This window comes from Lyngbya sp. PCC 8106, assembly GCF_000169095.1.
In the GTDB taxonomy this organism is placed as follows: Bacteria; Cyanobacteriota; Cyanobacteriia; order Cyanobacteriales; family Microcoleaceae; genus Capilliphycus.
Genome location: NZ_AAVU01000004.1, coordinates 196,175 through 218,925 on the forward strand (window position 1 = coordinate 196,175; position 22,751 = coordinate 218,925).

Annotated in this window: 19 protein-coding genes and 1 rRNA gene; 10 read left to right on the forward strand and 10 right to left on the reverse strand. The window is 42.1% G+C overall.

Annotated features, from left to right (window positions below):
• Nucleotides 1-413 precede the first annotated feature (413 nt).
• Nucleotides 414-1,583, forward strand: a complete 1,170-nt coding sequence (locus L8106_RS04530) for a methyltransferase domain-containing protein (protein WP_009783027.1) — start codon at nt 414-416, stop codon at nt 1,581-1,583.
• A gap of 7 nt (nt 1,584-1,590) precedes the next feature.
• On the opposite strand, the gene L8106_RS04535 is transcribed toward L8106_RS04530, so the two are convergent.
• Both L8106_RS04535 and L8106_RS04540 read right to left on the reverse strand, forming a co-directional pair.
• On the reverse strand, nt 1,591-2,625 hold the full coding sequence (locus L8106_RS04535; RefSeq protein ID WP_009783028.1) for a hypothetical protein: 1,035 nt from the start codon (nt 2,623-2,625) through the stop codon (nt 1,591-1,593).
• Nucleotides 2,626-2,691: 66 nt separating this feature from the next.
• Entirely contained in the window at nt 2,692-3,024 is a 333-nt protein-coding gene (locus L8106_RS04540) for a DUF565 domain-containing protein (protein WP_009783029.1), read from the reverse strand.
• 48 nt (nt 3,025-3,072) lie between these two features.
• On the opposite strand from L8106_RS04540, the gene L8106_RS04545 reads away from it, so the two are divergent.
• From L8106_RS04545 to L8106_RS04560, 4 genes are all read left to right on the forward strand, one after another.
• Nucleotides 3,073-3,627, forward strand: a complete 555-nt coding sequence (locus L8106_RS04545; RefSeq protein WP_009783030.1) for a hypothetical protein — start codon at nt 3,073-3,075, stop codon at nt 3,625-3,627.
• A 395-nt stretch (nt 3,628-4,022) separates the two neighbouring features.
• Nucleotides 4,023-5,897, forward strand: a complete 1,875-nt coding sequence (locus L8106_RS04550) for a glycosyltransferase family 39 protein (RefSeq protein WP_009783031.1) — start codon at nt 4,023-4,025, stop codon at nt 5,895-5,897.
• Nucleotides 5,898-6,064: 167 nt separating this feature from the next.
• On the forward strand, nt 6,065-6,994 hold the full coding sequence (locus L8106_RS04555; RefSeq protein WP_009783032.1) for a polysaccharide deacetylase family protein: 930 nt from the start codon (nt 6,065-6,067) through the stop codon (nt 6,992-6,994).
• Nucleotides 6,995-7,101: 107 nt separating this feature from the next.
• Nucleotides 7,102-7,920, forward strand: coding sequence for a tetratricopeptide repeat protein (locus L8106_RS04560; protein WP_009783033.1), 819 nt, complete (start codon nt 7,102-7,104; stop codon nt 7,918-7,920).
• Here the strand turns inward: L8106_RS04560 and L8106_RS04565 are convergent.
• Nucleotides 7,907-8,731 (reverse strand): TIGR01548 family HAD-type hydrolase, encoded by an 825-nt coding sequence (locus L8106_RS04565; RefSeq protein ID WP_009783034.1) that lies wholly within the window; start codon nt 8,729-8,731, stop codon nt 7,907-7,909. The two genes, L8106_RS04560 and L8106_RS04565, sit on opposite strands and share 14 nt — an antisense overlap.
• Before the next feature lie 93 nt (nt 8,732-8,824).
• Between L8106_RS04565 and L8106_RS04570 the strand changes: the two genes are divergently transcribed.
• Together L8106_RS04570 and L8106_RS04575 are read left to right on the forward strand one after the other, a co-directional pair.
• Entirely contained in the window at nt 8,825-9,142 is a 318-nt protein-coding gene (locus L8106_RS04570; protein ID WP_009783035.1) for a 30S ribosomal protein PSRP-3, read from the forward strand.
• 274 nt (nt 9,143-9,416) lie between these two features.
• A complete protein-coding gene (locus L8106_RS04575; RefSeq protein ID WP_009783036.1) occupies nt 9,417-10,448 on the forward strand; it encodes a C39 family peptidase in 1,032 nt (343 codons plus the stop codon).
• Nucleotides 10,449-10,511: 63 nt separating this feature from the next.
• Here L8106_RS04575 and nadC read toward each other — a convergent pair whose 3' ends face one another.
• The 5 genes from nadC to L8106_RS04600 form a co-directional block, all read right to left on the reverse strand.
• Nucleotides 10,512-11,411, reverse strand: a complete 900-nt coding sequence (gene nadC / locus L8106_RS04580) for a carboxylating nicotinate-nucleotide diphosphorylase (protein WP_009783037.1) — start codon at nt 11,409-11,411, stop codon at nt 10,512-10,514.
• A gap of 86 nt (nt 11,412-11,497) precedes the next feature.
• A 5S ribosomal RNA gene (gene rrf, locus L8106_RS04585) occupies nt 11,498-11,614 on the reverse strand.
• 250 nt (nt 11,615-11,864) lie between these two features.
• Entirely contained in the window at nt 11,865-13,718 is a 1,854-nt protein-coding gene (locus L8106_RS04590; RefSeq protein WP_009783038.1) for a ribonuclease J, read from the reverse strand.
• A gap of 204 nt (nt 13,719-13,922) precedes the next feature.
• Nucleotides 13,923-14,813: a 4-hydroxy-tetrahydrodipicolinate synthase gene (gene dapA, locus L8106_RS04595; protein WP_009783039.1), complete on the reverse strand. Its 891-nt coding sequence runs from the start codon at nt 14,811-14,813 to the stop codon at nt 13,923-13,925.
• Between the two features lie 153 nt (nt 14,814-14,966).
• Nucleotides 14,967-16,007, reverse strand: coding sequence for an aspartate-semialdehyde dehydrogenase (locus tag L8106_RS04600; RefSeq protein WP_009783040.1), 1,041 nt, complete (start codon nt 16,005-16,007; stop codon nt 14,967-14,969).
• A 316-nt stretch (nt 16,008-16,323) separates the two neighbouring features.
• Between L8106_RS04600 and tig the strand changes: the two genes are divergently transcribed.
• From tig to clpX, 3 genes are all read left to right on the forward strand, one after another.
• Nucleotides 16,324-17,760, forward strand: coding sequence for a trigger factor (tig, locus tag L8106_RS04605; RefSeq protein ID WP_009783041.1), 1,437 nt, complete (start codon nt 16,324-16,326; stop codon nt 17,758-17,760).
• Nucleotides 17,761-18,549: 789 nt separating this feature from the next.
• Nucleotides 18,550-19,266, forward strand: coding sequence for an ATP-dependent Clp endopeptidase proteolytic subunit ClpP (clpP, locus tag L8106_RS04610; RefSeq protein ID WP_009783043.1), 717 nt, complete (start codon nt 18,550-18,552; stop codon nt 19,264-19,266).
• Nucleotides 19,267-19,278: 12 nt separating this feature from the next.
• The gene (clpX, locus tag L8106_RS04615) at nt 19,279-20,616 is read left to right on the forward strand and encodes an ATP-dependent protease ATP-binding subunit ClpX (RefSeq protein ID WP_009783044.1); all 1,338 of its coding nucleotides are present in this window, start codon (nt 19,279-19,281) and stop codon (nt 20,614-20,616) included.
• A 29-nt stretch (nt 20,617-20,645) separates the two neighbouring features.
• Here clpX and L8106_RS04620 read toward each other — a convergent pair whose 3' ends face one another.
• On the reverse strand, nt 20,646-21,779 hold the full coding sequence (locus tag L8106_RS04620) for a TIGR03364 family FAD-dependent oxidoreductase (RefSeq protein ID WP_009783045.1): 1,134 nt from the start codon (nt 21,777-21,779) through the stop codon (nt 20,646-20,648).
• 25 nt (nt 21,780-21,804) lie between these two features.
• On the reverse strand, nt 21,805-22,530 hold the full coding sequence (locus L8106_RS04625; RefSeq protein ID WP_009783046.1) for an HAD family hydrolase: 726 nt from the start codon (nt 22,528-22,530) through the stop codon (nt 21,805-21,807).
• Nucleotides 22,531-22,751 lie beyond the last annotated feature (221 nt).

The following is a 22,751-nucleotide window of genomic DNA, read 5'->3' on the forward strand; positions in this document are numbered from 1 at the left end:
TGATTTTTGTCTGATTGATTGCTGACAAAAGATACTTTTTCACCAATTTTTTGATCCCATTTCCAGTACCTACACTGACTTCATTCGTACTCAGAGTCTTAAACCAGCATTTTTCGTTGATCCCGCTTTAGTGATCCTGCTCACCATTACTCAAGACAAATGATTTTAGCGATTGCAGGAGACAAGCAGTTTAATTCTCGTGTTTTGGGACACAACCGCAAAGAATTTAGATAATTCTCAGGAAACTTTAAGTTTTTTTCGATTTAATAATACTCTGGACTGGTCGTTGGGATTGAATCTGAAAATTAAAAAGTCAAATCTCTATTTTAGAGGGTTTTGATTGGATGCTGCTTTGAAAAATAAGCGATAAAATGAGTAAATCCCCGTTCAACTTTACAGAAAGATAAAAATAAATGGTTGCTAACTACGAAGTCGAATCAATTGTTCTAGACCGCTACAAACAAGGCGCAAAAGAAGTACAGCCTTCCCTCTGTTGCCCAACCAGCTACAATAAACAATATCTGGAAAAAATCCCTCAAGAAATTATTGAGAAAGACTATGGTTGTGGTGATCCAACCCGTTATGTAAAATCCGGTGAAACGGTTGTTGATCTCGGTTCGGGTGCGGGTAAACACTGTTATATTTTAGCCCAAATTGTGGGCGAACAGGGTCAAGTGATTGGGGTTGACTTCAATGATGAAATGCTGTCCCTCGCTCGTAAATATCAAGACGAAATGACGACAAAATTAGGATATCAAAACACTAAATTTGTCAAGGGTAAAATTCAAGATTTAGCTCTAAATTTAGACTTAGTACAACAGTGGTTAACCCAAAATCCTGTACAATCAATCGATGGGATTTCTGCCTTAGAAGCTGAATGCGATCGCCTGCGACAAGAAAACCCATTAATCACTGATAATAGCGTTGATGTTGTCATTTCTAATTGTGTTTTAAATCTGGTTCGACCCCAAGACAAAAAACAACTCTTTCAAGAAATTTATCGAGTTCTCAAAAAAGGAGGTCGGGCGGTTATTTCTGATATTGTTTGTGATGAAAACCCGACCCCAGAAATGATCAAAGATCCCGAACTTTGGAGTGGTTGTATTTCGGGGGCTTTTCGAGAAGATACTTTTTTAGAAATGTTTGAACAAGCGGGGTTCTACGGAATTGAAATTTTGGTTCGTCAACCTGAACCTTGGCAAGTTGTAGAAGGGATAGAATTTCGTTCTGTAACGGTTCAAGCCTTTAAAGGAAAAGAAGGCCCTTGTTTAGAACGCAAACAAGCGGTAATCTATAAAGGCCCTTGGAAGCAGGTTGTTGATGATGATGGTCATACCCTTTGTCGGGGTCAACGGATGGCTGTCTGTGATAAAACGTTCAACCTTTATACGGATGCAAATGGGCCTTATGCTGAGAATATTTTAGCCCTTTCACCTTATCAAGAAATTCCCCTAGAAGACGCCACAAACTTTAACTGTAAACCGAAAGCAACTCGCAACCCCAAAGAAACTAAAGGAACCGACTACCATTTAACCACAACACCCGACAGTGATTCTTGCTGTGATCCCTCAGAATGTTGTTAGAATCTTGTTAGATGAAATACCCAGGCGGATAAATTTCACCGACTGAATGATCGGCGTTAATATTAACCACAATATCCACTAAATGTGGGTTTTCAACTAACGGCGAGATAAATAATTCTGGATGCAGAGATTTCCAAAAATAGTCTACAAACTGTTCAATTTCTGCATCCGTCATTCCTGACTTTCCACTCTTGATCATTTCTTGTTCGGCTTGTTTGCGCCATTGTTTCGATAAGCGATAATCAATAGGGTTGAGAACCATTAATCGATCCAAACATTCCCACAACGGAACATAATCTTTTAACTTTTGATTTATATCCCGAGCAAATTGGCGATCGCTTTCTGTAATAATCGGTTCAGGAGCCTGATCAAATCGGCTATTGTCAATCGGGCGACAACCCACAAACCATCCTTCAAATAAGACGATATTGATCCCCGTCACGAGTTGTGGTTCAATGCGATCGCCTAATCCATTATGCAATGATTTATCAAATCGAGGAACCCTCACAGCAGTCTGACCTTGACGCAACTCCTCTAAAACCCTTAACCCCAATTCCACATCATGGGTTCCAGGTGGGCCACGCCAAATTAACCGGGGATCAAGCTGTCGCAAATGTTGTCGATCTGTGTAACTTTTATAGAGATCATCAATCGATAAACTGAGCGTTTTATACCCTTGAAATGTTAAAATTGTAGTTAAAGCTTTGCCCAGAGTTGTTTTACCCGTACCCTGTCCGCCAAGAACCCCTTGAATAATTGGCCGATTTAAGCTTTGATAATGTTGGGTGAGTTGGGTCGCTAGAGGAAGCCACAATTTCCACAATAGTTCTAAACCCGTTTTTACTTGAGGTAAATTACAGTTGTGTTGAAGTAGAGAGCAAAATAATTGCGATCGCTTTTCAAGGAGAGTTTCAACATTCTCAGTTGTGATACCAAAAGCAGTTGATCGCCCGCGATCATTGAGTTCTAATATTGCTAACTGTTTGAGTTCATCGGCTGAGGGTTGATTTCCCCTCGCCCAAGCCTCTAGAATCTCAATCATATTGGATAACTGTCAAGCATTACAGGATAGGGAGACTTTGCTTTTTACCGAGAACCCTTAACATCATCAGGAACCGAGTAAAAACGCGAGTAAAAATAAACTGTAGACTACACCAATTTTAAAGGCATTGAGGTTCTCAATCCATAGGGGTTGGCGAATGAGAGGTTTGCTGCGATAAGTTAGCCAATTAATGCCTTCGGTGATCAATAATAAAATAAAAGCTGCTGTTACATCCCACTCTGCTTGCTGTCCGGCTATCGTAGAAATCACAATACCGGAGAATGAGCCAAATAGCACACTAATCGTTAGCAGTGAGATCCGTCGCCAAGGATTGCGTAACCATCGCCCCAGTCGCTCACTGAGAACATTTGTTAATCGGTTTAGACGAGTGTTCTGCATAGAACAACTTGTGAAATTAATCGAATTAGACGCTCAACGAAAAAGACCATGAAATTTAGACCTTCCCCTGGAATTTGGGTTGCCGGGGCGATTATAGTTTTGAGTTTAGGCTTCCGGCAACTTTGGTTAAACACTTGTATCAGTTCAACAGAATTTGAACAATCGCTTGATTCCGGTAATGTACCTGTTTTTATTCCTTCTACGCTCCCTGATTCTACACCGAATCTGACTCCGACTCCGAGTTTAACGGAAAATGTCATACCAGAAAATAGATTAAAGCCAAGTTATGAGCCTGTCTCTACGGGACAAGAAGCTGCTTTTCGGGTTAGTAACCAGAGTAATCATTCGGTTCGGGTAGCATGGCGCGCGCGATCCCCGACTTCCGAACCTGTTCACTGGGATTTTGCCCCTCAAGAAGGAAGTGTGAATGGATTGATTTTATCGCGACCGGAAACCGATTTAACTTTGCAACCGGGAGATATCCTGATTGTCTTTGCACAAGATGGTTCTCGGCGATACTGGGGGCCTTATATTGTGGGGGAAACCGCCTCACCCACCTGGAATTCTCAAGTTGAGGAATGGCAGTTATTTGTCCAACCCTAAAGACTTAGTTAGCAAACCCAAGATGGAAACTAATTTGAGGATTTACAACTTACTTGTTTCTACGATTTAGTTATTGATTCTGCCAAGCAGAGTAGACATAGAGCAATACTATCAAGATAAAAGTTACCATTACAGTTTATACTTCTGGCTGATCTAAGTAGAAGTGGTGTCATTTTTTTTGGGAGAAGGTTGATTACTCATTATTGGTCTTGGCTTGTGGGCTAACCATACATTGAGACGGATTTTAGTCAAATTTTATCCGCCTAGAGTGCATTGCTGTTTCTGTATCAAACCGTTGCTTAAGGGTAGTAAAGTGCCACGACAGAACTGGTTAATCAGTCACCATTCACCGTACAATCTATAAGGTTCTCGCTTATTGATCAGCAAACAACGGGATGAAACAACAGTCTAAACGTGGGATTACTTCGGAATTTCAATTTCAATTTAAACGGCTTTTCCTGACAGCAATTCTGCCCATCTTTGGGTTAGGTTTAATTGGTTGGATTGCTTTTTTCTGGAGTTTGGGGAAAACAGGCTTAGTCGATGAGACAGAACCCCTATTTGCGGAAGCCGCCCGTCAAATGTTGATTACGGGAGATTGGATCACGCCTTACTTTAATGAGGTTCCTCGCTTTGATAAGCCCCCTTTGATTTATTGGTTGATGGTGATTGCTTATCAGATCGTTGGGGTGAATGAGTGGGGTGTGCGTCTTCCTTCTGCGATCGCTGCTTTTTTCTTAACTGTTTTTTGTTTTTATATTTTACTCTTTTATGTCAAAAATATCAAGATTAATCCTCAAAATTCTCCGACTTTAATTCAACCCAAGATTCTCTTTCATCCTTTACCTTGGACTGGTGCCGCTTTTATTGCATTTAATCCCGAAATGATTACTTGGGCTAGAATTGGTGTTTCGGATATGCTATTAAATGCCTGTATAGGTTCGGCTTTATTTGCTTTTTTTCGGGGCTATGCTGAACCTCAGTCTATTAAATCTAATCAACAATCTAATCCAAGAATCTCACCTTGGTATTTAGCTTTTTATATTTTTCTCGCTTTGGCTGTTTTAACTAAAGGGCCAATTGGTTGTATTTTACCCCTCTTTATTATTGGATCATTTACACTCTATCTGGGAAATAGTCAGAAAGTTTTACGAGAAATCCATCCATTTTTAGGAAGTATCATTTTTTTTGTTATTGTTTTACCTTGGTACATTTTAGTCACATCCAAACATGGGTTTACCTATCTCAATGCTTTCTTTGGTTATCACAATTTTCAACGCTTTACTCAAGTCGTTAATCATCATGCGGCACCTTGGTATTTTTATTTTATTGTAGTCTTAATTGGGTTTTTACCTTGGTCTGCTTATTTACCTGTTGCTATTTTTAGAACTCATTTTTGGCAGCGAAAATATTGGCAAACTCGTCCTAGAATTAAACAGTTAAAATTGTTTTCCTTCTTTTGGTTTGGATGTATTTTCTTGTTTTTTACAATTTCTGTTACTAAACTTCCGAGTTATATTTTACCCTTAATTCCTGCTTCTGCATTGCTGAATGCCCTATTTTGGAATGATGTTTTTAAGTACAAAAAGAGGTTGACTATAGCTTCCAAAAGAAGAATAAAAAATCGATTAATTCATCTTTCGTTTGGCTTGAATGTTGTTTGTGTCGCCGGGATTTCTATCCTGATTCTTTGGAGTTATCATTGGATAGGAGATGATCCTGAGATTCCCGATTTTCGAGAACAACTTCAGACTTCAGGATTACTCGAATACAGTGCATTAATTTGGATGATGACGGCTATATTGATTTTATTCTTCTGGTGGAAAAAACAACCGCAACGAATTATAACCGTTAATTTAATCGGGTTTGTCGCTTTTTTGATCTTTGCAATTATTCCCGCTAATCAATTATTTGATCTTCATCGCCAGCACCCCCTACGACAACTCGCGGAAACCGTCAGAATAGAAAGAGTCTTTCAAGAAAAATTAGTGATGATTGGCTTTAAGAAACCCAGTTTAGTTTTTTATACCCAAAATCCTGTACAATATTTCCAGTATTCTAGCGATGCTGTTGACTATCTTCGCACTCCTAGCATTCAAAAGACTCAACCCGATACTATTTTAATCTTAGCTGCTCCCCAAGAAATTTTAAAGACAGGGTTACAAGTTCCGCAATACCAGCAACTTGATCAAGAAGGTATTTATCAACTCATTCGAGTCTCTAAACTCGCTCTATTAAACCTCGATAGCAATCAACTCCCTCGCTACTAATTCACCAACGGCTATTTTGGGATATTGGGTTTTAGGATAACATCTTTTAGGTGACATTGAACAGCTTACCTTAAACTGAGCTTAACAGATGACAAATTATTCAGATTGTGAAATAATTTTCCTGTAAGATCCAACGACATGATATTAAGAGTAAAGATTTTTGTCATATGTTCAACTGGCTTAAAAAGTATCTAACCCTCACGTTTTCTACCCTGATCAAAAATAAATTAATCGGTTTGTTACTGATATTTGTTCTAGGTTTGAGTCTTTCAGGTGCTACAAAATCAGCAGTAACACCCTCAATTCGGGTTCCCATCCTCGGCTTTCATAATATTATTGACTTTGAAATCGCAAAACAGACAAAGATTCAACCCCTTTCCTTTGATCACGATTATGGTAAACGAGAAATCTATACGGTATTAAATTACTTAGTGGAAAACAACTATTGGTTTTTAACGAGTCAAGATTTGTTTACTTACTTTATTCAAAAATCAAAACCTATCCCTCCCGAATATTTAAACCGCAAACCTGTAATGATTACCTTTGATGATGGTTATTTAGGAGTCCATGAAAATGTTTTTCCAATTTTAAAAGACCTAGAAAAAAACTATGGTGAAAAAGTTAAAATTGTTCTCTTTATCAACCCAGGTTATATGGGAGTGAATCTCAAAGATTTTGTTCCTCATATGAGTTGTAATGATCTCAGAGATGGCTACAAACGAGGATTTTATGATATTCAGTCTCATGGGTTTGCTCATCAAAACCTCAGTAAATTAGATCTCAAAAACTTAGAACTTGAGTTAGAAAAATCCAAAACAAAACTCAGAGAATGTACAGCAGATTTAGACCCCAATAAATGGGTCGCCGCTCATATTGCCTATCCCTACGGTTCAGTTAGCCAAAAAGTCGAAAAATATTTACCCAAATATCATTTAACTGGATACTTATATGATGGAATTATTTCTCGACCTAACCGCCTCAGAAATCCTTTCCAAATTTCTAGAGTTCCTGTGAATCGTTATACAACACCTCTGCAATTAATTAGAATTGTGAACCGAGCCACTCCAATTAAACAACTCGCTCTGAAAAACGGTTAAATTTAAAGAGTCGAGAGCAACAGACAAAATCAAGAAAATTCTCTTTGAAGTGAGACAGTAATCGATTAGAATTAAACACTAATCACCGTTATCGATTCATTCAAATGATGCAATTGTTCTGGATTATTGTCACTTTTTTGGTTTTTAGCCTTCAAATATTGGGAGGATATGCAAATCCCGCCTATGCCGCTTCTGGGAGTTTAGCCGAATCAACAGAGATCGTTCAAGACGTCGAGAACCTTCTCAACCAAGCCTTTGATGCCAGTAACACGGGAAAATTTGCCGAAGCAGAAACCTACTGGACTCAGATTATTAAACAGTACCCCGATAACGCTGCAATGTGGAGTAATCGGGGTAATGTTCGTGTGAGTCAAAATAAGATAGAAGCAGCCCTTTCTGACTACAATAAAGCTATAGAACTCGCTCCTAATGCCCCTGATCCCTATTTAAACCGAGGCGTTGCTTATGAGCGCCTAGAACGTTGGCAAGATGCGATCGCAGACTACAATCATGTATTAGAACTCTCCGGCGAAGATGCCGTGGCATACAACAACCGAGGCAATGCCGAAGCGGGTTTAGGGGATTGGAAAGCCGCCATTATTGATTATGAAACCGCAGCAGAACTTGATCCCAATTATGCCTTTGCTCGGGCAAATTATGCCTTAGCGCTCTATCAAGACGGACAAACTGAAAAAGCAATTCGCACGATGAAAAATCTAGTTCGTAAATATCCTAATTTTGCCGATATGCGAGCCGCTTTAAGTGCGTGTTTGTGGGAAAAAGGCAAACGTGGAGAAGCGGAAAGTAATTGGGTTGCTGTGATTGGACTCGATGGGCGGTACAAAGATCTTGAATGGGTTACTCAAGTGCGTCGTTGGCCACCTGAAGTGGTCAATGCCTTGGATAAGTTTCTTAATTTGCAGTAACCATCTGTTCGATCACAACAGCAGCTAATTGTTCAACACTCGGCAGAACCATAATAGCACCTGCGGTTCTCAGGGTTTGACGGTAAGCTTGAGCCTGCTCTGAGTTTTGTTGAACATGAGGAGGTAACACCCCCACACCTATCCAAGCCCGCTCAGGTTGCTGCTCAGAGGCTCGTTGAACAGTGTACATATCCGCAACGGTATCACCCACATACACAACAGTTGTTGAGTTCTCTGGCTGTAACTGTTCAACTGCCATCAATAATCCTGTCGGATCGGGTTTTCCCGGTGCATCCTCCATCGCCACTAGCACAGGTGAAACCAACCCTAACTTCCCCGTCAGAGCGTATAAAGCCTCATCCCGCATCGCTCCGCTAAAGAATCCCCAACCGATATTCGCTTGAGTTAACTGTTCAAAGTATGTGGGTTCACACAGCAACGGTTCTGAGCAAATATAGCCGGTCCAATGATCGGGATCAGGGCCTCGATAGCGGGATTGAAAAAATGCAATTAAATCATCATAGTTGAGATCAATCGGGTTACGAGATAAACCAACAGTAACCGCAGACTCGTTTGGGTTGGGGGAAGGGATGGAATTCGGTTGATGTTCAAAATACCGATAGATTAGTTCCCGAGACGCTTCCCAATCATTATTCCAAATGCCCTCAGACTTTAGGCTGTCGATGTCTTGGAGAGTGGGGCGATAGGCATTTTGGGTAAAATGTTCTACCGTGTCAGCGATCGCCCGTCGATAGGAACCACCCACATCCCGAATTACACCGTCAATATCAAAAATTGCAATGGCTTTCATCGATCTCACTTGCAGAATGAACTATCCACTCAATAGCACAGAAGTCGAATGCTGTGATAGAGTAGTAGGTTGTAATATTTTTTAAAATTGCCGATGGAAACAGAAGTATCGCAGGATCGATTTGTACTCAAGGTCTTGTGGCTCGACGACAACGTAGCATTAGCCGTAGACCAAATTGTGGGTAAAGGTTCTAGCCCTTTAACCTCTTACTTTTTCTGGCCAAGAAATGACGCCTGGGAACAGCTCAAAACTGAAATGGAATCTAAACGTTGGATTTCAGATATTGAGCGGGTTGAGTTGCTCAACAAAGCAACCGAAGTGATCAACTATTGGCAAGAAGAAGGCAGAGGGCGTCCGCTAACAGAAGCTCAAGCGAAGTTTCCTGAAGTCATCTTTACAGGAAGTAGCTGAACAGTTCAGTCGGTTCTATTTTCGATTCGGTGAACTTGCCCCTTGAACTGGAGCCTACCTGCTGTGTAGGCTTTTGGTTTTTTTGGAGTCTTGAATGCTCACAGTTAAACTATCTGAAGACTTGATCAGTCGGGAGATTGCAGCAAGTGGACAGACAAATCGGGTGTGAAATCCGGTGATCTTTGTGAATAGTTGTCATCAATAGCTGATAATATCGGTAAAATCACCATGACTTTCCTCTCCCTACAACCGCGATTAATTTAAGCAAGTGAGCATGAGATTACAAGACTTTCTGGGAACAGATATCAAGTATGATGTCAAGAAAATTGATGCTGACCCCGAACTGAGTCGTCAGATTCAGATTCGCCTGATTGATTTGGGACTCCTTGATCCCCCGCCTGATGGGATATTTGGCCCCAAGTCAACGGCAGCCCTTCATCGATTTCAAAAGTTAATGAAATGTAGTGAATCGGGATTCTTAGGTGCTATCACTGCTGAGAAATTAATTGAAACAAAACTCGCAGATATTCCCATTCCTACCCCCATTCTAAAAACAGTTAAAAGTACCGTTTTTAAGGTGAAACCGATTGCTTCTTCTCAGTTAAGCGATTCCGAAAAATTTCCCCTAGCCGGAGGTCAAGAGTTTGCGATTTTGGCTCATGATCCGATTCGAGGACATTTGAGAGTTGCACTTCGCAGTGAAAGCTTCGGTGGATATTCAATGTTATATATTTGGGGGCCTCATGCGGAAATTTATGAAGAAGATAAGTTAGTTTATCCTAAGCGTTTACCTACAAGTTATCGACTGGATAATGTTCCATACCGCTTTCAACTCGATAATTGGTTTAACCCGACTGGGGCTTGTAATGTGACTTCAATTGCCATGTGTTTGGAGTATTTCAAAGCGCCCAGACGGATTAGTTATGGACAGTTTGAAGATGAACTGTATGAATATGCACTGAACCGAGGCTACAGTCGCCACAATCCCTATGATTTAGCCCGAATTGTTAGAGATTATGGCTGTCAAGATTATTTTACAGAATATGCCATTATTGAAGATGTTCAAGACTGGGTTTCGGCAGGAAATCCGGCTGTGATTCATGGCTACTTTACCTCGTTTGGTCATATCCTTGTTGTGGTTGGATATGATGAATACGGATTTATTGTTCATGATCCCTATGGAGAGTGGTTTTCTACAGGATATCGTACCGATTTAAGTGGTGCTTATCTACATTATTCTTATGGATTAATTCGGCGACTTTGTATCCCTGATGGTAATTTTTGGGTTCATTTTATTTCTAAGTAAAGTTATTGAGAGACAGGGGCAAATGATCAATTCAACTCGTGAATTAATTGTCCGTTTCTCACTTTAAACGGTTCGACTAAACGGATAATTCATTCCCCAATCTCCCTGACCCAATTTCATACTCAAATCTAGCCAAGTTGAACGGGTAATTGGGGCGCTGGTTGAGATATAGTCAACACCCGTTTCTGCAACGCTGCGGATGGTTTCTAGGGTAATATTGCCAGAAGCTTCGATTTTAATTCGATCATTTTCAGCGCGTATTTTCTCCACTGCCTCAGACATCATTTTCAGCGGCATATTATCTAGCATAATAATATCAGCTTTATTCTCTAACGCCGTCTGAACTTGTTCGAGGGTTTCTGTTTCGACTTCTATGGTCAGAGTATAGGGAATACTTCCTCGAATTTGGGCGATCGCTGCTTGTATTCCTCCGGCTGCTGCGATATGATTATCTTTGATCATCACCGCATCATCGAGTCCTAGACGATGATTTTTTGCCCCTCCGACTTGGGTTGCATATTTTTCTAATAGTCGCAGTCCTGGCGTGGTTTTACGGGTGTCTACCAGTTGTGTCGGTAAGTCAGCAATGGCTTCAGCGTATCGGTTTGTCATAGTCGCAATTCCACTTAACCGCATCGCTAGATTCAAGGCGACTCGTTCCCCAGTTAACAAGGCTTCTAATGGCCCTTTGAGTTGGGCAATCATTTGGCCAGCTTCACACCATTGTCCCTCGGTAATCATCGGTGTAAACTTTACTTCTCTATCTAACAGTTCAAACACTCGCGCCGCTACCGTTAATCCCGCCACCATTCCCGATTCTTTCACCACCCAATGAGCGCTTCCTAACGGATGATTTTGCAAGAACAGACTCGCTGTGGTGCGATCGCCTCGACCAATATCTTCACAAAGCCATTGTTGTAGGAGTGGGTCTAAAACAATCGGGGGAGGTAAAATTGCGTTCATGGTTTGTGATTGATTAACACATATCCATCAAAAACTAGAGCCTCTTTCCGTTTATCACTGGATAAGAAGCTCTAGTTTTATATTTATCCTGGCATCGAGCTATTTTCCCAGGCAGCTACCCACCAAGTATCTTCGCCGTGTCAACGTTTCACATCCGAGTTCGAGATGGATCGGTGTGGTTCCATCGAGCCATAGACACCAGAAAAGCTTTTAAATGCTTCCTTATGTCTTTGAGTTGACCAGAAGTTGCGTTTTTTTGCGTTCTTCTGTAACCTTCGACAACTATTAATATTACAGAGCTTTCGCGAGATTGTCAACCCCTTTTCCCAAAAATCTTTTTCAGCTTCGTTGTTGCGTTTTAGCGCACTCCGGGTATCACCGAGGTTGAAGTCAAGGACAAAGAATGGGCTATTTAACAAACCCACCCTCTGTTATTGAAGTGATTGCGACACTTTAAGACGCTACTCTAGCCGCAGTGCGAGTCCGTCGCCGTCCAGTTGTTTTTGGTGCGGGTTTCTCCTCTTGTTCAACATCATCAGAGATCTCCACATCCGGAGTATTCATCAGCAACACCACTAACGGATTACTTCTGTTCAGTTCCCGTTTGAGCGATCGCTCAATTGCACGTTCAACTTGAGTTTCTACCCCTACCCAGTCTACTTCTTTTTGGCCCTCAAAAGACCGCACAAACTCTGACCAGCGATTATTCAAAGTAGATTCAATCGCTTTATTAATTGACATCTGTAGCACAGTCTGGTCTACAGAGGTGACAACACCTCGGAAATGAATCTTCGGCTGTGCAATTAACTTACCCTCTAGGTCAACCGCCACAGCAACGGTTACAACTCCATCTTCAGCCAGTTGACGCCGTTCCTGCATGACATCATCTTTCACTACACCTGTGCGGGAAGAATCAACAGGTTCAACCCCTGCTTTCACTCGGTCGATCACACCAATAGAATCTTTGGTCAGTTCGACCACATCCCCATTATCGATGATGATCATATTTTCGGCAGGAATTCCCATACTTTGAGCAATTTGAGAATGTTTAATCAACATCCGATGTTCACCATGGACGGGAACAAAGAATTTTGGACGAGTTAACGCCAGCATTAATTTGTGATCTTCCTGACAGCCATGACCTGAAACATGAATGCCGTGATGACGACCATAAATCACGTTAGCCCCTAACATCATCAGCTTATCAATGGTATTGACAACTGCGATGGTATTACCCGGAATCGGATTGGCAGAGAAGACGACTGTATCACCTTGCTTAATATTAATTTGTCGGTGAGCGCCATTGGCAATCCGAGTCATAGCTGAAAGCGGTTCTCCTTGTGATCCGGTGGTGAGAATTAACACCTTATCATCGGGTGTATCTCGCAACGTATTCAATGGAATAAACAGATCATCTTGACATTTTATATACCCCAAATTTCGGGCATGAGCAATCACATTCAGCATCGACCGACCGACAACGGCGACTGAACGACCTTGTTTTTGGGCAATATCCAAAATAATATTGAGCCGATGTACTGAAGAGGCAAAGGTGGTGACTAAAATACGTCCCGGTGCTTGTGAAAAAATCCGATCTAAGTTGGGATAAACTGAACTTTCTGAGGGTGTAAATCCCGGAACTTCTGCATTAGTCGAATCACTCAACAAGCACTGAACCCCTTTTTCGCCGTATTCTGCGAGTCGTTGAAGATCAAAGTGTTCTCCATCGACTGGGGTGTGATCAATCTTGAAGTCACCACTATGAATGACGACACCGACCGGAGTATTAATCGCCACGGTGAAACTATCAGCTATCGAATGAGTATTACGGATATATTCAACCAGGAAACTCTTGCCAATTCTGACAATTTCTCGGGGACGAACACTTCTTAACTCAGTGCGATCCGAAACGCCAGCTTCTTCTAATTTACCCTGAAGTAATGCCATCGCTAGTCGAGGGCCGTAAATGACGGGAATATCAAATTGTTTCAGGTGAAACGCGATACCGCCAATATGATCTTCGTGACCGTGAGTCACGATCATGCCTTTGATTTTATGGCGATTTTCCCGTAGATAAGTGACATCAGGGAGAACAATATTAACGCCGTGCATTCCGTCTGTGGGAAAGGCTAGTCCAGCATCGAGGAGAATGATTTCATCGTCATATTCAAATACACAGGTATTCTTACCAATTTCATGTAAACCACCTAAAGGAATGATCTTTAAGCCAGTACCATCACTTTTACTGAGGGGTTTACGAACTGAATTTTTACTTTTAATGATGGGTGTTGTTCCGTTTTTAACCATGTTTTCCTTTTTGTGTGAAGGTTTATTGTTTAACAATGAACTTCGATAGCTGAATGTTAATCTGAGTCGAAAACTCGATCACTAAATCTTTGATCCACTAACGATTAAATGTTCATTAATATTCAGTTGTCTGAAACTTTGCTTTTTGGAAGATAGGGGTGCATCACCTGCGGGCGCACACTTGATCTATCCCTGTTGTTGCTTTTAAGCTTTGAGCAAATTAAGTTCACTTAACACTTGCTGTAGTTGTTGGGTTACGACCGCAGAAGGGTCACACAGAGGCGGGCGAGTCTGACCAACTTTCCAGCCTTGCAGTTTGAGGGCTGCTTTGATCGCAATGGGGTTTGTCGTTAAGAAAAGTGCCTTGAATAATCCGAAGAGTTGTAGGTGAGTTTCAGTGGCGACTTGCACTTGACCCGCTTCAAACGCCTTAATCATGTGCTGTAATCGATCTCCCACCAAATGACTCGCAACGCTCACCACTCCGATACCACCCACTGCCAATAGGGGCAATGTTAGAGAGTCATCTCCAGAGTAGATCTTAAATTCTGGAGGTGTCAAGCGTCGAATTTGGCTAACTTGGTCTAAACTGCCGCTGGCTTCTTTGATTGCAACAATATTAGAGATTTCTGCTAAACGAGCTACCGTTTCGGGTTGTAAGCTCTGTCCGGTGCGACCCGGGACATTATAGAGCATCATGGGTAAATCGTCGCTAGCCTCGGCGATCGCCTTAAAATGTTGGTACAACCCCTCCTGAGGAGGTTTGTTGTAATAGGGAACCACTTGCAACGATCCATCTAATCCTAGTTTAGCAGCTTTTTGGCTGGCTTCGATCGCCTCTCGAGTACAATTTGATCCGGTTCCTGCCATAATCTTGGCTTTAGAAGAAACCGCTTTCTGCACCACTTTAAATAGTTCGTACTCCTCTGACCAAGTGAGTGTGGGAGATTCTCCTGTTGTCCCACAGACGACCAGTGTATCTGTACCGTGGTCAACCAAATGAGCGGCTAACTGTTCTGCCACTTCATAGTTAACGCTACCATCGTCTTTAAACGGCGTAATCATCGCCGTCATTACCTTTCCAAAACTCACCATCTACCTTCTATCAGTTGTACTGTTTCTGTTCGCTTCGCCTGCCATCAGGTGTGGACTAAATCTTTTCAAAATCCCTTCTCTATTTGAATTGACGATGGACTCAACTCACGTTCCCAAGCGTTGTTGTTGTGTCCGACTGCAAACCTGACTCGATTAATGACTCGCGACTAGAGACGAACGTAAAAGATTATTCGCCACTAATAACTCAGCAATTTGTACGGCGTTTAATGCTGCCCCTTTGCGAACTTGATCACCACTCAGCCACAGTTCTAAGCCACAAGGATGAGAAATATCTTGACGGATGCGACCGACTAAGACCGGATCACGACCCGTTGCATCAATAGGCATGGGGAAGTAATTTGCCTTCCAGTCTTCTCGGAGTTCTATCCCTGGTGCTTGAGAGAGTACCTCTCGTGCTTTTGCCACACTAAAAGGTTGATCAAACTCTAGGTTAATCGCTTCGGAATGGGCGCGAAGTACGGGAACCCGCACACAGGTCGCAGAAATTCTCAACTCTTCCACGCCAAAGATTTTTCGAGTTTCGTTCACCATTTTCAGTTCTTCTTGGCAATATCCCGATTCATTCAAGGGTGAATTATGAGGGAATAAGTTAAAAGCCAAGGGATAGGGAAAAATTTCCGTTGGGGGTGTTTTTCCATGTAAAATGGCTTGAGCCTGGGTTTTCATTTCCTCCATCGCTCTAGCTCCAGCCCCACTGGCTGACTGATAGGTCGAAACCACAATCCGGCGTATGGGCTGAACTTGGTAAAGGGGCCAAATGGCAACTGCCATTAAAATGGTTGTACAGTTGGGGTTGGCAATAATCCCTTGGTGAGATGCGGCCGCTTCGGGATTCACTTCGGGTACGATTAACGGCACCTGAGCATCCATTCTAAAGGCGCTGGAGTTGTCAATCACCACGGCACCGGCTTCTACGGCTTTTGCCGCCCATCGTTTGGATGTCTCTCCACCTGCTGAGGCCAGAACAATGTCAACTTGGTTAAATGACTGTTCATCAACCGCTTCGACCGTAATATTTTCTCCTTTAAACAGCAGTTGGCTTCCGGCTGAACGCGCCGAGGCTAACAGTTTTAACTCAGCCACTGGAAAGCTGCGACTTTCCAATAACTCTATCAATTCTGTTCCAACTGCACCTGTTGCTCCTAAAATTGCAACTCGGTAAGACTTAGACAAACTCAGAACCCTCCCTCAGAGACAATTCTAAAATAAACCTGAAATTTCAATAACAAAATTAATAACAAGCAAAATCGTTAATCTACAATCAGAGTTCTGTCTCTCAAACCATCCTCTCCTAGCTACATCGTCTAAATCTTAGTTTGGGTCAGCCCATACGCGATCAAACTCCGGGGTGAATTGCGGCTCACAACCCATAGCGATCGCGAGATAAGATACAATTGCACATCTAGTCTATCGACTAACTCAACCCAAATTATAGTTCCCCAGAGTCAAAATGTGTTGAGGGGTTATTGAATTCCAGAATACCACGATTATGAAAGTTACCCAGGAAAAACTCCCCGCTAGCCAAATTGGGCTAGATATCGAAATCTCCCCGGAAATGTCCAAGAACGCTTACGAGCAAGTGATTCGTCAATATGCTCGTTCCGTCAATATTCCTGGGTTCCGCAAAGGGAAAGTACCGCGTCATATTCTCGTCCAACGCTTAGGAGTCGGTCGGATTAAAGCGGCGGCCCTCGATGATTTGATGCAGCAGTGCTTACCCAAGGCCGTTGAACAGGAAAATATCCCTGCTATTGGAAGTTTTGAACTCCGGGGTGATGTTGAAGAATTGGTTGCCCAGTACGAACCCGGACAGCTTTTAACCATTAAAGCGGCGGTTGATATTGCCCCCGAAGTTCAACTCGGTGAATATAAAGGCTTAAATGTGCAAGCCGAAGAAGTGAAGTTTGATCCAGCTCGTGTAGATGAAGTGTTAGAACAGGAACAGACGAAACTCGCAACGTTAGTTCCCGTTGAAAACCGACCCGCTCAAACGGGTGATGTGGCATTTGTGGACTTCAAAGGCGTATTTGCGACTGAAAAAAACGAAGAAGGCGAACCCCAAGAAATTCCCGGAGGAAGCGCGGAAAATTTCCAAGTTGAGTTAATTGAGGGACAATTTATTCCCGGTTTTACAGAGGGAATGATTGGGATGAACCCCGGCGAAACGAAGGAACTTCAAGTGACTTTTCCCGATGATTATGGGAATGAGGAATTAGCCGGACAGGCGGCGGTGTTTACGATTACCTTAAATGAACTTAAGGTCAAAGAACTTCCAGAACTTGATGATGACTTTGCGGAAGAAGTCAGTGAGTTTGAAACCTTAGCTGAACTCCGAGAGTCCTTAGAAAAGCGATTTCAAGAGGAAGCTGACGAACAAACAACAGCAAACAAAAACAAAGCTTTAATTGAGGCGATTGTTGCAAATTTGCAAGTTGAATTACCGGAAACGATGATTCGAGAGGAAGTCGATCAAGTTCTGACTCAGCAAGCCATGCAGTTAAGTCAGATGGGAGTCGATATTAAGCGGCTGTTTACCCAAGAAATGATTCCTCAAATGCGAGAGCGTTCTCGTCCCCAAGCGATTGAACAGCTAAAGCAATCCTTAGCGTTAAAGGAAATTGCCCAGCAAGAATCGATCACGATTTCCGAGGAGGACATTCAGGCTGAAGAAGCCAAAACGATGACGCAATTGCAGGGACAAGAGGTTGATCCTGATCGTTTGCGTGAAGTGGTTAGCGAAAACTTACTCAAGAAAAAGACTTATAGTTGGTTAGTAGAAAACTCCACAGTGGAATTGGTTCCGCAAGGTTCTTTAAGTCCGTCTGAGGAGTCTGAGGAGTCTGAGGAGTCTCAAGAAGCCGAAACTTCCGAAGAAGTAGCCTCAGAGGTGGAAGTCGAAGTCTTGACCTCCGAAACCTCGGAGTAAGTTTGAGGGGCAATTCCCGAACTTGATCAAGGATTAAAAATCTTTCATCCCCTTACCCCTATCAACGGGTAGGGAGGTCGAGAGATAGGAGGGTCGGGAGATTGTCACTTCTGTACGGGTAATTCATAAATTACCCCTACTGACTTCTGACTTCTGACTTTTCACCTGATCGAGTCACCAAGTTGTGACCGAAAAAATTGGGATACAAGCCTCGTCCTTTAGGACGGCTTTATGTTAAACTTTCTTTTGTGGAAAGGGTAATCAACCACATTAAAAACCCAGTCACCGAAAGGCAACGCACCTTGACGCACTGAAGTTATGGGGTTCCGCACGGGAAAGCTTGTGCGCTTATTAGCGCGCAACGCAACAAGTACAGAGAAACCAAGATTTTAGGTTTTGAACTGTAGGGTAGGGCATACCCAAACAGGTTTCTGAAATGGAGCAAAACGCTTGGGGAGAATTCATCTCTGGTATAGATAGGGCAACCTATCTGTATTAAATGGACTCGCTGAACCAAGAATCCCCGCCGTTTACGGCGTGGGAGTGTCAAATTTCAGTTTTTAAACCTACAGAGTCAGCAATCAACACCAGCAAACTGATCATCCCAACTCCCGCGCAATTTTTCGAGGTGAATCTCAGTTAATCTTGAGCCGTTTGAGTTGAGTTAAGGCATAATAGATCGTATTAAGTTCATTTAGATGCAATTAATTGCCCAACGTGCGGAAGGCACTACTTATAAAATCAAGGGGTTAATTTAAAATCAACTGTTGAAAACCTACTCTCTATCCCATGATTACATCTGAGTCTTCTCATCAGCCTGTTGTGAGTTTTAACAATCGTGATTTCCAAAGCGTTAGCCAAAAAGAAATCCATTCGACAAATCCGGCGAACGTAATGATTCCTATGGTCGTCGAACAATCGGGTATGGGAGAACGGGCGTTTGACCTTTATTCCCGGTTGCTTAGAGACAGAATTATTTTTCTGGGAACCGCAATTGATGATGAGATTGCTAACGCCGTCAGCGCCCAGATGTTATTTCTAGATGCTGAAGATCCGGAAAAAGACATTCAACTTTACATTAATTCTCCAGGGGGTTCGGTCACAGCCGGAATGGGAATTTATGATACTATCCAGCAGGTTCGTCCTGATGTGGTGACAATCTGTTATGGTTTAGCGGCGAGTATGGGAGCATTTTTGCTCTCATCTGGGACTAAAGGAAAACGAATGTCGCTTCCGAATTCCCGGGTGATGATTCACCAACCTCTCGGCGGCACTCAAGGACAAGCGGTAGATATTGAAATTCAAGCCCGAGAAATTCTGTATCATAAGCGCATTCTTAATGAAATTCTCGCGCAAAATACAGGCCAACCGATTGAACGAATTGAGGTGGACACTGAACGGGACTTCTTTATGTCCGCTGAAGAATCCAAAGAATATGGTCTAATAGATCAGGTGATCTCTAAACAGAATCGTCCTATTCCTGGAGAATCTGTCCCGGCAACATAAGACGAGGCAACTATGTCTAAGTACGACTCCCATCTAAAATGTTCCTTTTGCGGCAAATCCCAAGAACAAGTTCGGAAGTTGATAGCGGGGCCAGGCGTCTATATCTGCGATGAATGTGTGGAGTTATGCAATGAGATTTTAGATGAGGAGTTGTTTGACTCCAATCCAAGCTCTCCTCCTCCCGCTCGTCCACAAGCCGCTCCTCCGCCCAAGCGCCGCCCTCGTCCTAGTCGAGTGGCGCTCAACCAAGTTCCCAAACCTATAGAAATTAAAGCTCATCTAGATAATCATGTGATTGGTCAGGATGAAGCGAAAAAAGTTCTTTCTGTCGCCGTTTACAATCACTACAAACGGCTTGGCTTTATTCAAGGGAAAAGTCGCCAATCCTCAGAAGATAATATTGAGTTACAAAAGTCTAATATTTTGCTGATTGGCCCTACCGGAAGCGGGAAGACGCTGTTAGCAGAAACACTGGCGAAGATGTTGGATGTTCCATTTGCAGTGGCGGATGCAACAACGCTAACAGAAGCGGGATATGTGGGCGAAGATGTTGAAAATATTCTGTTGCGATTGTTACAAGTAGCAGATTTTGATGTCGAAGAAGCCCAACGAGGAATTGTCTACATTGACGAAATTGATAAAGTCGCCCGTAAAAGCGAAAATCCTTCAATTACACGGGATGTTTCAGGAGAAGGAGTTCAACAGGCACTTCTGAAAATGTTAGAAGGAACAGTGGCTAATGTGCCGCCTCAAGGTGGACGTAAGCATCCCTACCAAGATTGTATTCAAATTGATACCAGTAATATTTTGTTTGTCTGCGGGGGTGCTTTTGTCGGGCTAGATCGAATTATCGATCAGAGAACGGGCAAAAAGTCAATGGGCTTTATTCAGGGTGAAAAGGAACAAGTCAAAGATCAACAATCGCCTGAAACCTTGAAGAAAATGGAACCCGATGACTTGGTGAAATTTGGGTTAATTCCAGAGTTGATTGGCCGTATTCCGATGGTCGCCGTTCTTGATCCATTAGACGAAAAGACCTTGATGGCGATTCTGACTGAACCTCGCAGTGCCTTAGTTAAACAATATCAGAAATTGCTGCGAATGGATAATGTGCAGCTAGAGTTTGAAGAAGATGCCATTCAAGCGATCGCCCAAGAAGCCTTTCGTCGCAAAACAGGCGCTAGGGCATTACGGGGAATTGTGGAAGAATTGATGCTTGATGTCATGTATGAATTACCCTCTCGCAAGGATGTGAAACGATGTCAGGTGACGAAAGAAATGGTTGAAAAACGATCAACGGCGGAGTTGTTAGTTCATCCGTCTTCGTTACCCAAACCGGAGTCGGCTTAAAACGTCCAAACTTCTTCGTTGAGGATTTTTTAGAGAGACGCAAAGACTTCTTCGGCTAAACCAAAAGAAAGCGTCATTCCCGCCCCACTCAAAGCGTTAACGAGGGTAACGCCTTTTTCAACCGGGGCGATTAATTCTGTCTTTCCAGGGATTTTTGCATAGACTCCATTCCAAGTTTCTGTTATTTCTAATGAGGGAACTTGTACAAAGGTTTGGAGATAGTCGAGAATATATTGATTAATTTCTGCTTTGTTAAACGGATCAGGAGTTAAACCGTATTCGTGAGAATCTCCGATGATTAATTCACCGTGAGAATTTTGCGAAACCATCACATGAATTCCCCACTCGGGAAAATAGGGCGTTTCAGCTTGAATTCTATCTTTTAAAGCCCTCAAAGATTGGAGTTGATAAAATGCCGCATAATGGGTTAAAGTTAACCCTCCACAAAGAGAAGCCCCGATTTTAAATTGATTGGGTTGAGGAATCGTTCGCATCATTTGTAGTTTAACTTTTGTTATCCCACTTTGAGCATAAACCTCTGGATAGAGAGTTTCAAAATCTCTCCCACTACAGACAAAAATCTGATCGGCTGTCCAGGTTTTTCCCCCGGCAATCAACTGGGGATAATTAATCTGGGTGACAACAGTTCCCCATTCAAATTCTACCCCATATTCGGCTGCTAAAAACGCCGGAATTTTGGCGATCGCTTCTCGCGGATCAACAATAACTTCCGTTGAACTCCACAATGTTCCCAGTAACCCTTCTGTCTTGACGGCTGCACTTTTTTGAGTGACTTCTTTGGGTGTTAATAAAGCGACTGAATCAATTTGTTGACCTGTTGTGGCAATAAATTCCTCTAAAACCGCTAATTCATCTGGATGATAAGCAGTATGAAGCGAACCGCAACTATCTGTATTAAACTTAGCTTTTTCGGCAATTTCTAGCCAAATTTCCCTAGATTTTAAGGCTCGATTAAACAGTAAACCTTGAGGTTGACCAATTGGCCAAATCATACCAAAATTGCGAATTGAAGCCCCGACTGCTTGTTGATTGCGTTCAAAAACAGTCACTTTAAATCCTCGTTTAGCTGCGGCTAAAGCATGGGCTAAACCAACAATTCCCGCCCCCACAATTGCAATTTCTGTCGATTGAGTTTGAGTCATAATCTTTGATATTTTTGTTTATATTTTACAAATTAATGATTATATTTTTAAGTTCAATCAGAGAATTAAGTAAACCATGATTGGGATATTTTTCTAACTGTTCTCGGGTATGTGTACCATTCGTGACTGCTAAGGATAACAAACAATTTGCATTCATTCCTGCCGCCAAATCAACGGGAGTATCGCCAATATGAATAACTTTTTTTGAGTCTTTTATTCCTAATTGATACATTGCTTTTTGAATCATATAGGGAGCCGGACGACCTTCATGCTGATAAATTTCATCCGGTGTAACAGAAGCTTGAATGATTGTATCTTCTGAGCCAACATAGTCAGGATTTAATCCTTGATCCCAACCTAAACGGTGTAAAATAATATTAGTAACAGTTCGATAAAATCCAGTGTTGAGAGCAATTTTAATCTGCTGTTGTTTTAACCCGTGAAATAGTTCTAAACACCCGGCTGTCGGTTCAACAGGTTGAGTTAAATAATGATGTTCTAAGATTTGTTTAAATTGACGATAAGATTGTTCAACTTGAGTGGCATAACTGGGATTATCTGTAGCAATTTGTTCAGACCACAAAGTTTGAAAAACCAACTTTTTTGGCCATCCCATCATAGAATTAATGCGTTCAGAGTCTACCTTTAATCCTGTGATTTCAGCAGCTTGACAAAAACAGTTTTGAACTTCGTTGTTATCTTGAACAGTTGTCCCTGCCATATCAAAGACAACTAATTGAATACTCGTCATTGAACACTCACGAATTAGAGCCAGATTACACGATTCGACGTTTAATAAAATTGAAGTCTATTTTGTTCTCAAGTTGGCGAAATTAAAGTATTTTTTAAGATTTTCAGGAAGACAATCACCCGTCAGGAGAAAGACTAATTAGCAGAAAAGAGTCAGCTTGATAACTCTCCTCAAATAAAATGATAAGATTCATAAAAAATCCTCTAAAAATCAGGAATTCT

Bases quoted from the DNA above. Each gene is read 5' to 3' on its own strand.
- clpP (WP_009783043.1), top strand. From the start codon at position 18,550: ATGATTACATCTGAGTCTTCTCATCAGCCTGTTGTGAGTTTTAACAAT.
- L8106_RS04550 (WP_009783031.1), top strand. From the start codon at position 4,023: ATGAAACAACAGTCTAAACGTGGGATTACTTCGGAATTTCAATTTCAA.
- clpX (WP_009783044.1), top strand. From the start codon at position 19,279: ATGTCTAAGTACGACTCCCATCTAAAATGTTCCTTTTGCGGCAAATCC.
- L8106_RS04530 (WP_009783027.1), top strand. From the start codon at position 414: ATGGTTGCTAACTACGAAGTCGAATCAATTGTTCTAGACCGCTACAAA.
- L8106_RS04540 (WP_009783029.1), bottom strand. From the start codon at position 3,024: ATGCAGAACACTCGTCTAAACCGATTAACAAATGTTCTCAGTGAGCGA.
- L8106_RS04560 (WP_009783033.1), top strand. From the start codon at position 7,102: ATGCAATTGTTCTGGATTATTGTCACTTTTTTGGTTTTTAGCCTTCAA.
- L8106_RS04575 (WP_009783036.1), top strand. From the start codon at position 9,417: ATGAGATTACAAGACTTTCTGGGAACAGATATCAAGTATGATGTCAAG.
- L8106_RS04565 (WP_009783034.1), bottom strand. From the start codon at position 8,731: ATGAAAGCCATTGCAATTTTTGATATTGACGGTGTAATTCGGGATGTG.
- L8106_RS04535 (WP_009783028.1), bottom strand. From the start codon at position 2,625: ATGATTGAGATTCTAGAGGCTTGGGCGAGGGGAAATCAACCCTCAGCC.
- L8106_RS04590 (WP_009783038.1), bottom strand. From the start codon at position 13,718: ATGGTTAAAAACGGAACAACACCCATCATTAAAAGTAAAAATTCAGTT.
- L8106_RS04620 (WP_009783045.1), bottom strand. From the start codon at position 21,779: ATGACTCAAACTCAATCGACAGAAATTGCAATTGTGGGGGCGGGAATT.
- L8106_RS04555 (WP_009783032.1), top strand. From the start codon at position 6,065: ATGTTCAACTGGCTTAAAAAGTATCTAACCCTCACGTTTTCTACCCTG.
- L8106_RS04570 (WP_009783035.1), top strand. From the start codon at position 8,825: ATGGAAACAGAAGTATCGCAGGATCGATTTGTACTCAAGGTCTTGTGG.
- L8106_RS04545 (WP_009783030.1), top strand. From the start codon at position 3,073: ATGAAATTTAGACCTTCCCCTGGAATTTGGGTTGCCGGGGCGATTATA.
- tig (WP_009783041.1), top strand. From the start codon at position 16,324: ATGAAAGTTACCCAGGAAAAACTCCCCGCTAGCCAAATTGGGCTAGAT.
- nadC (WP_009783037.1), bottom strand. From the start codon at position 11,411: ATGAACGCAATTTTACCTCCCCCGATTGTTTTAGACCCACTCCTACAA.
- dapA (WP_009783039.1), bottom strand. From the start codon at position 14,813: ATGGTGAGTTTTGGAAAGGTAATGACGGCGATGATTACGCCGTTTAAA.
- L8106_RS04625 (WP_009783046.1), bottom strand. From the start codon at position 22,530: ATGACGAGTATTCAATTAGTTGTCTTTGATATGGCAGGGACAACTGTT.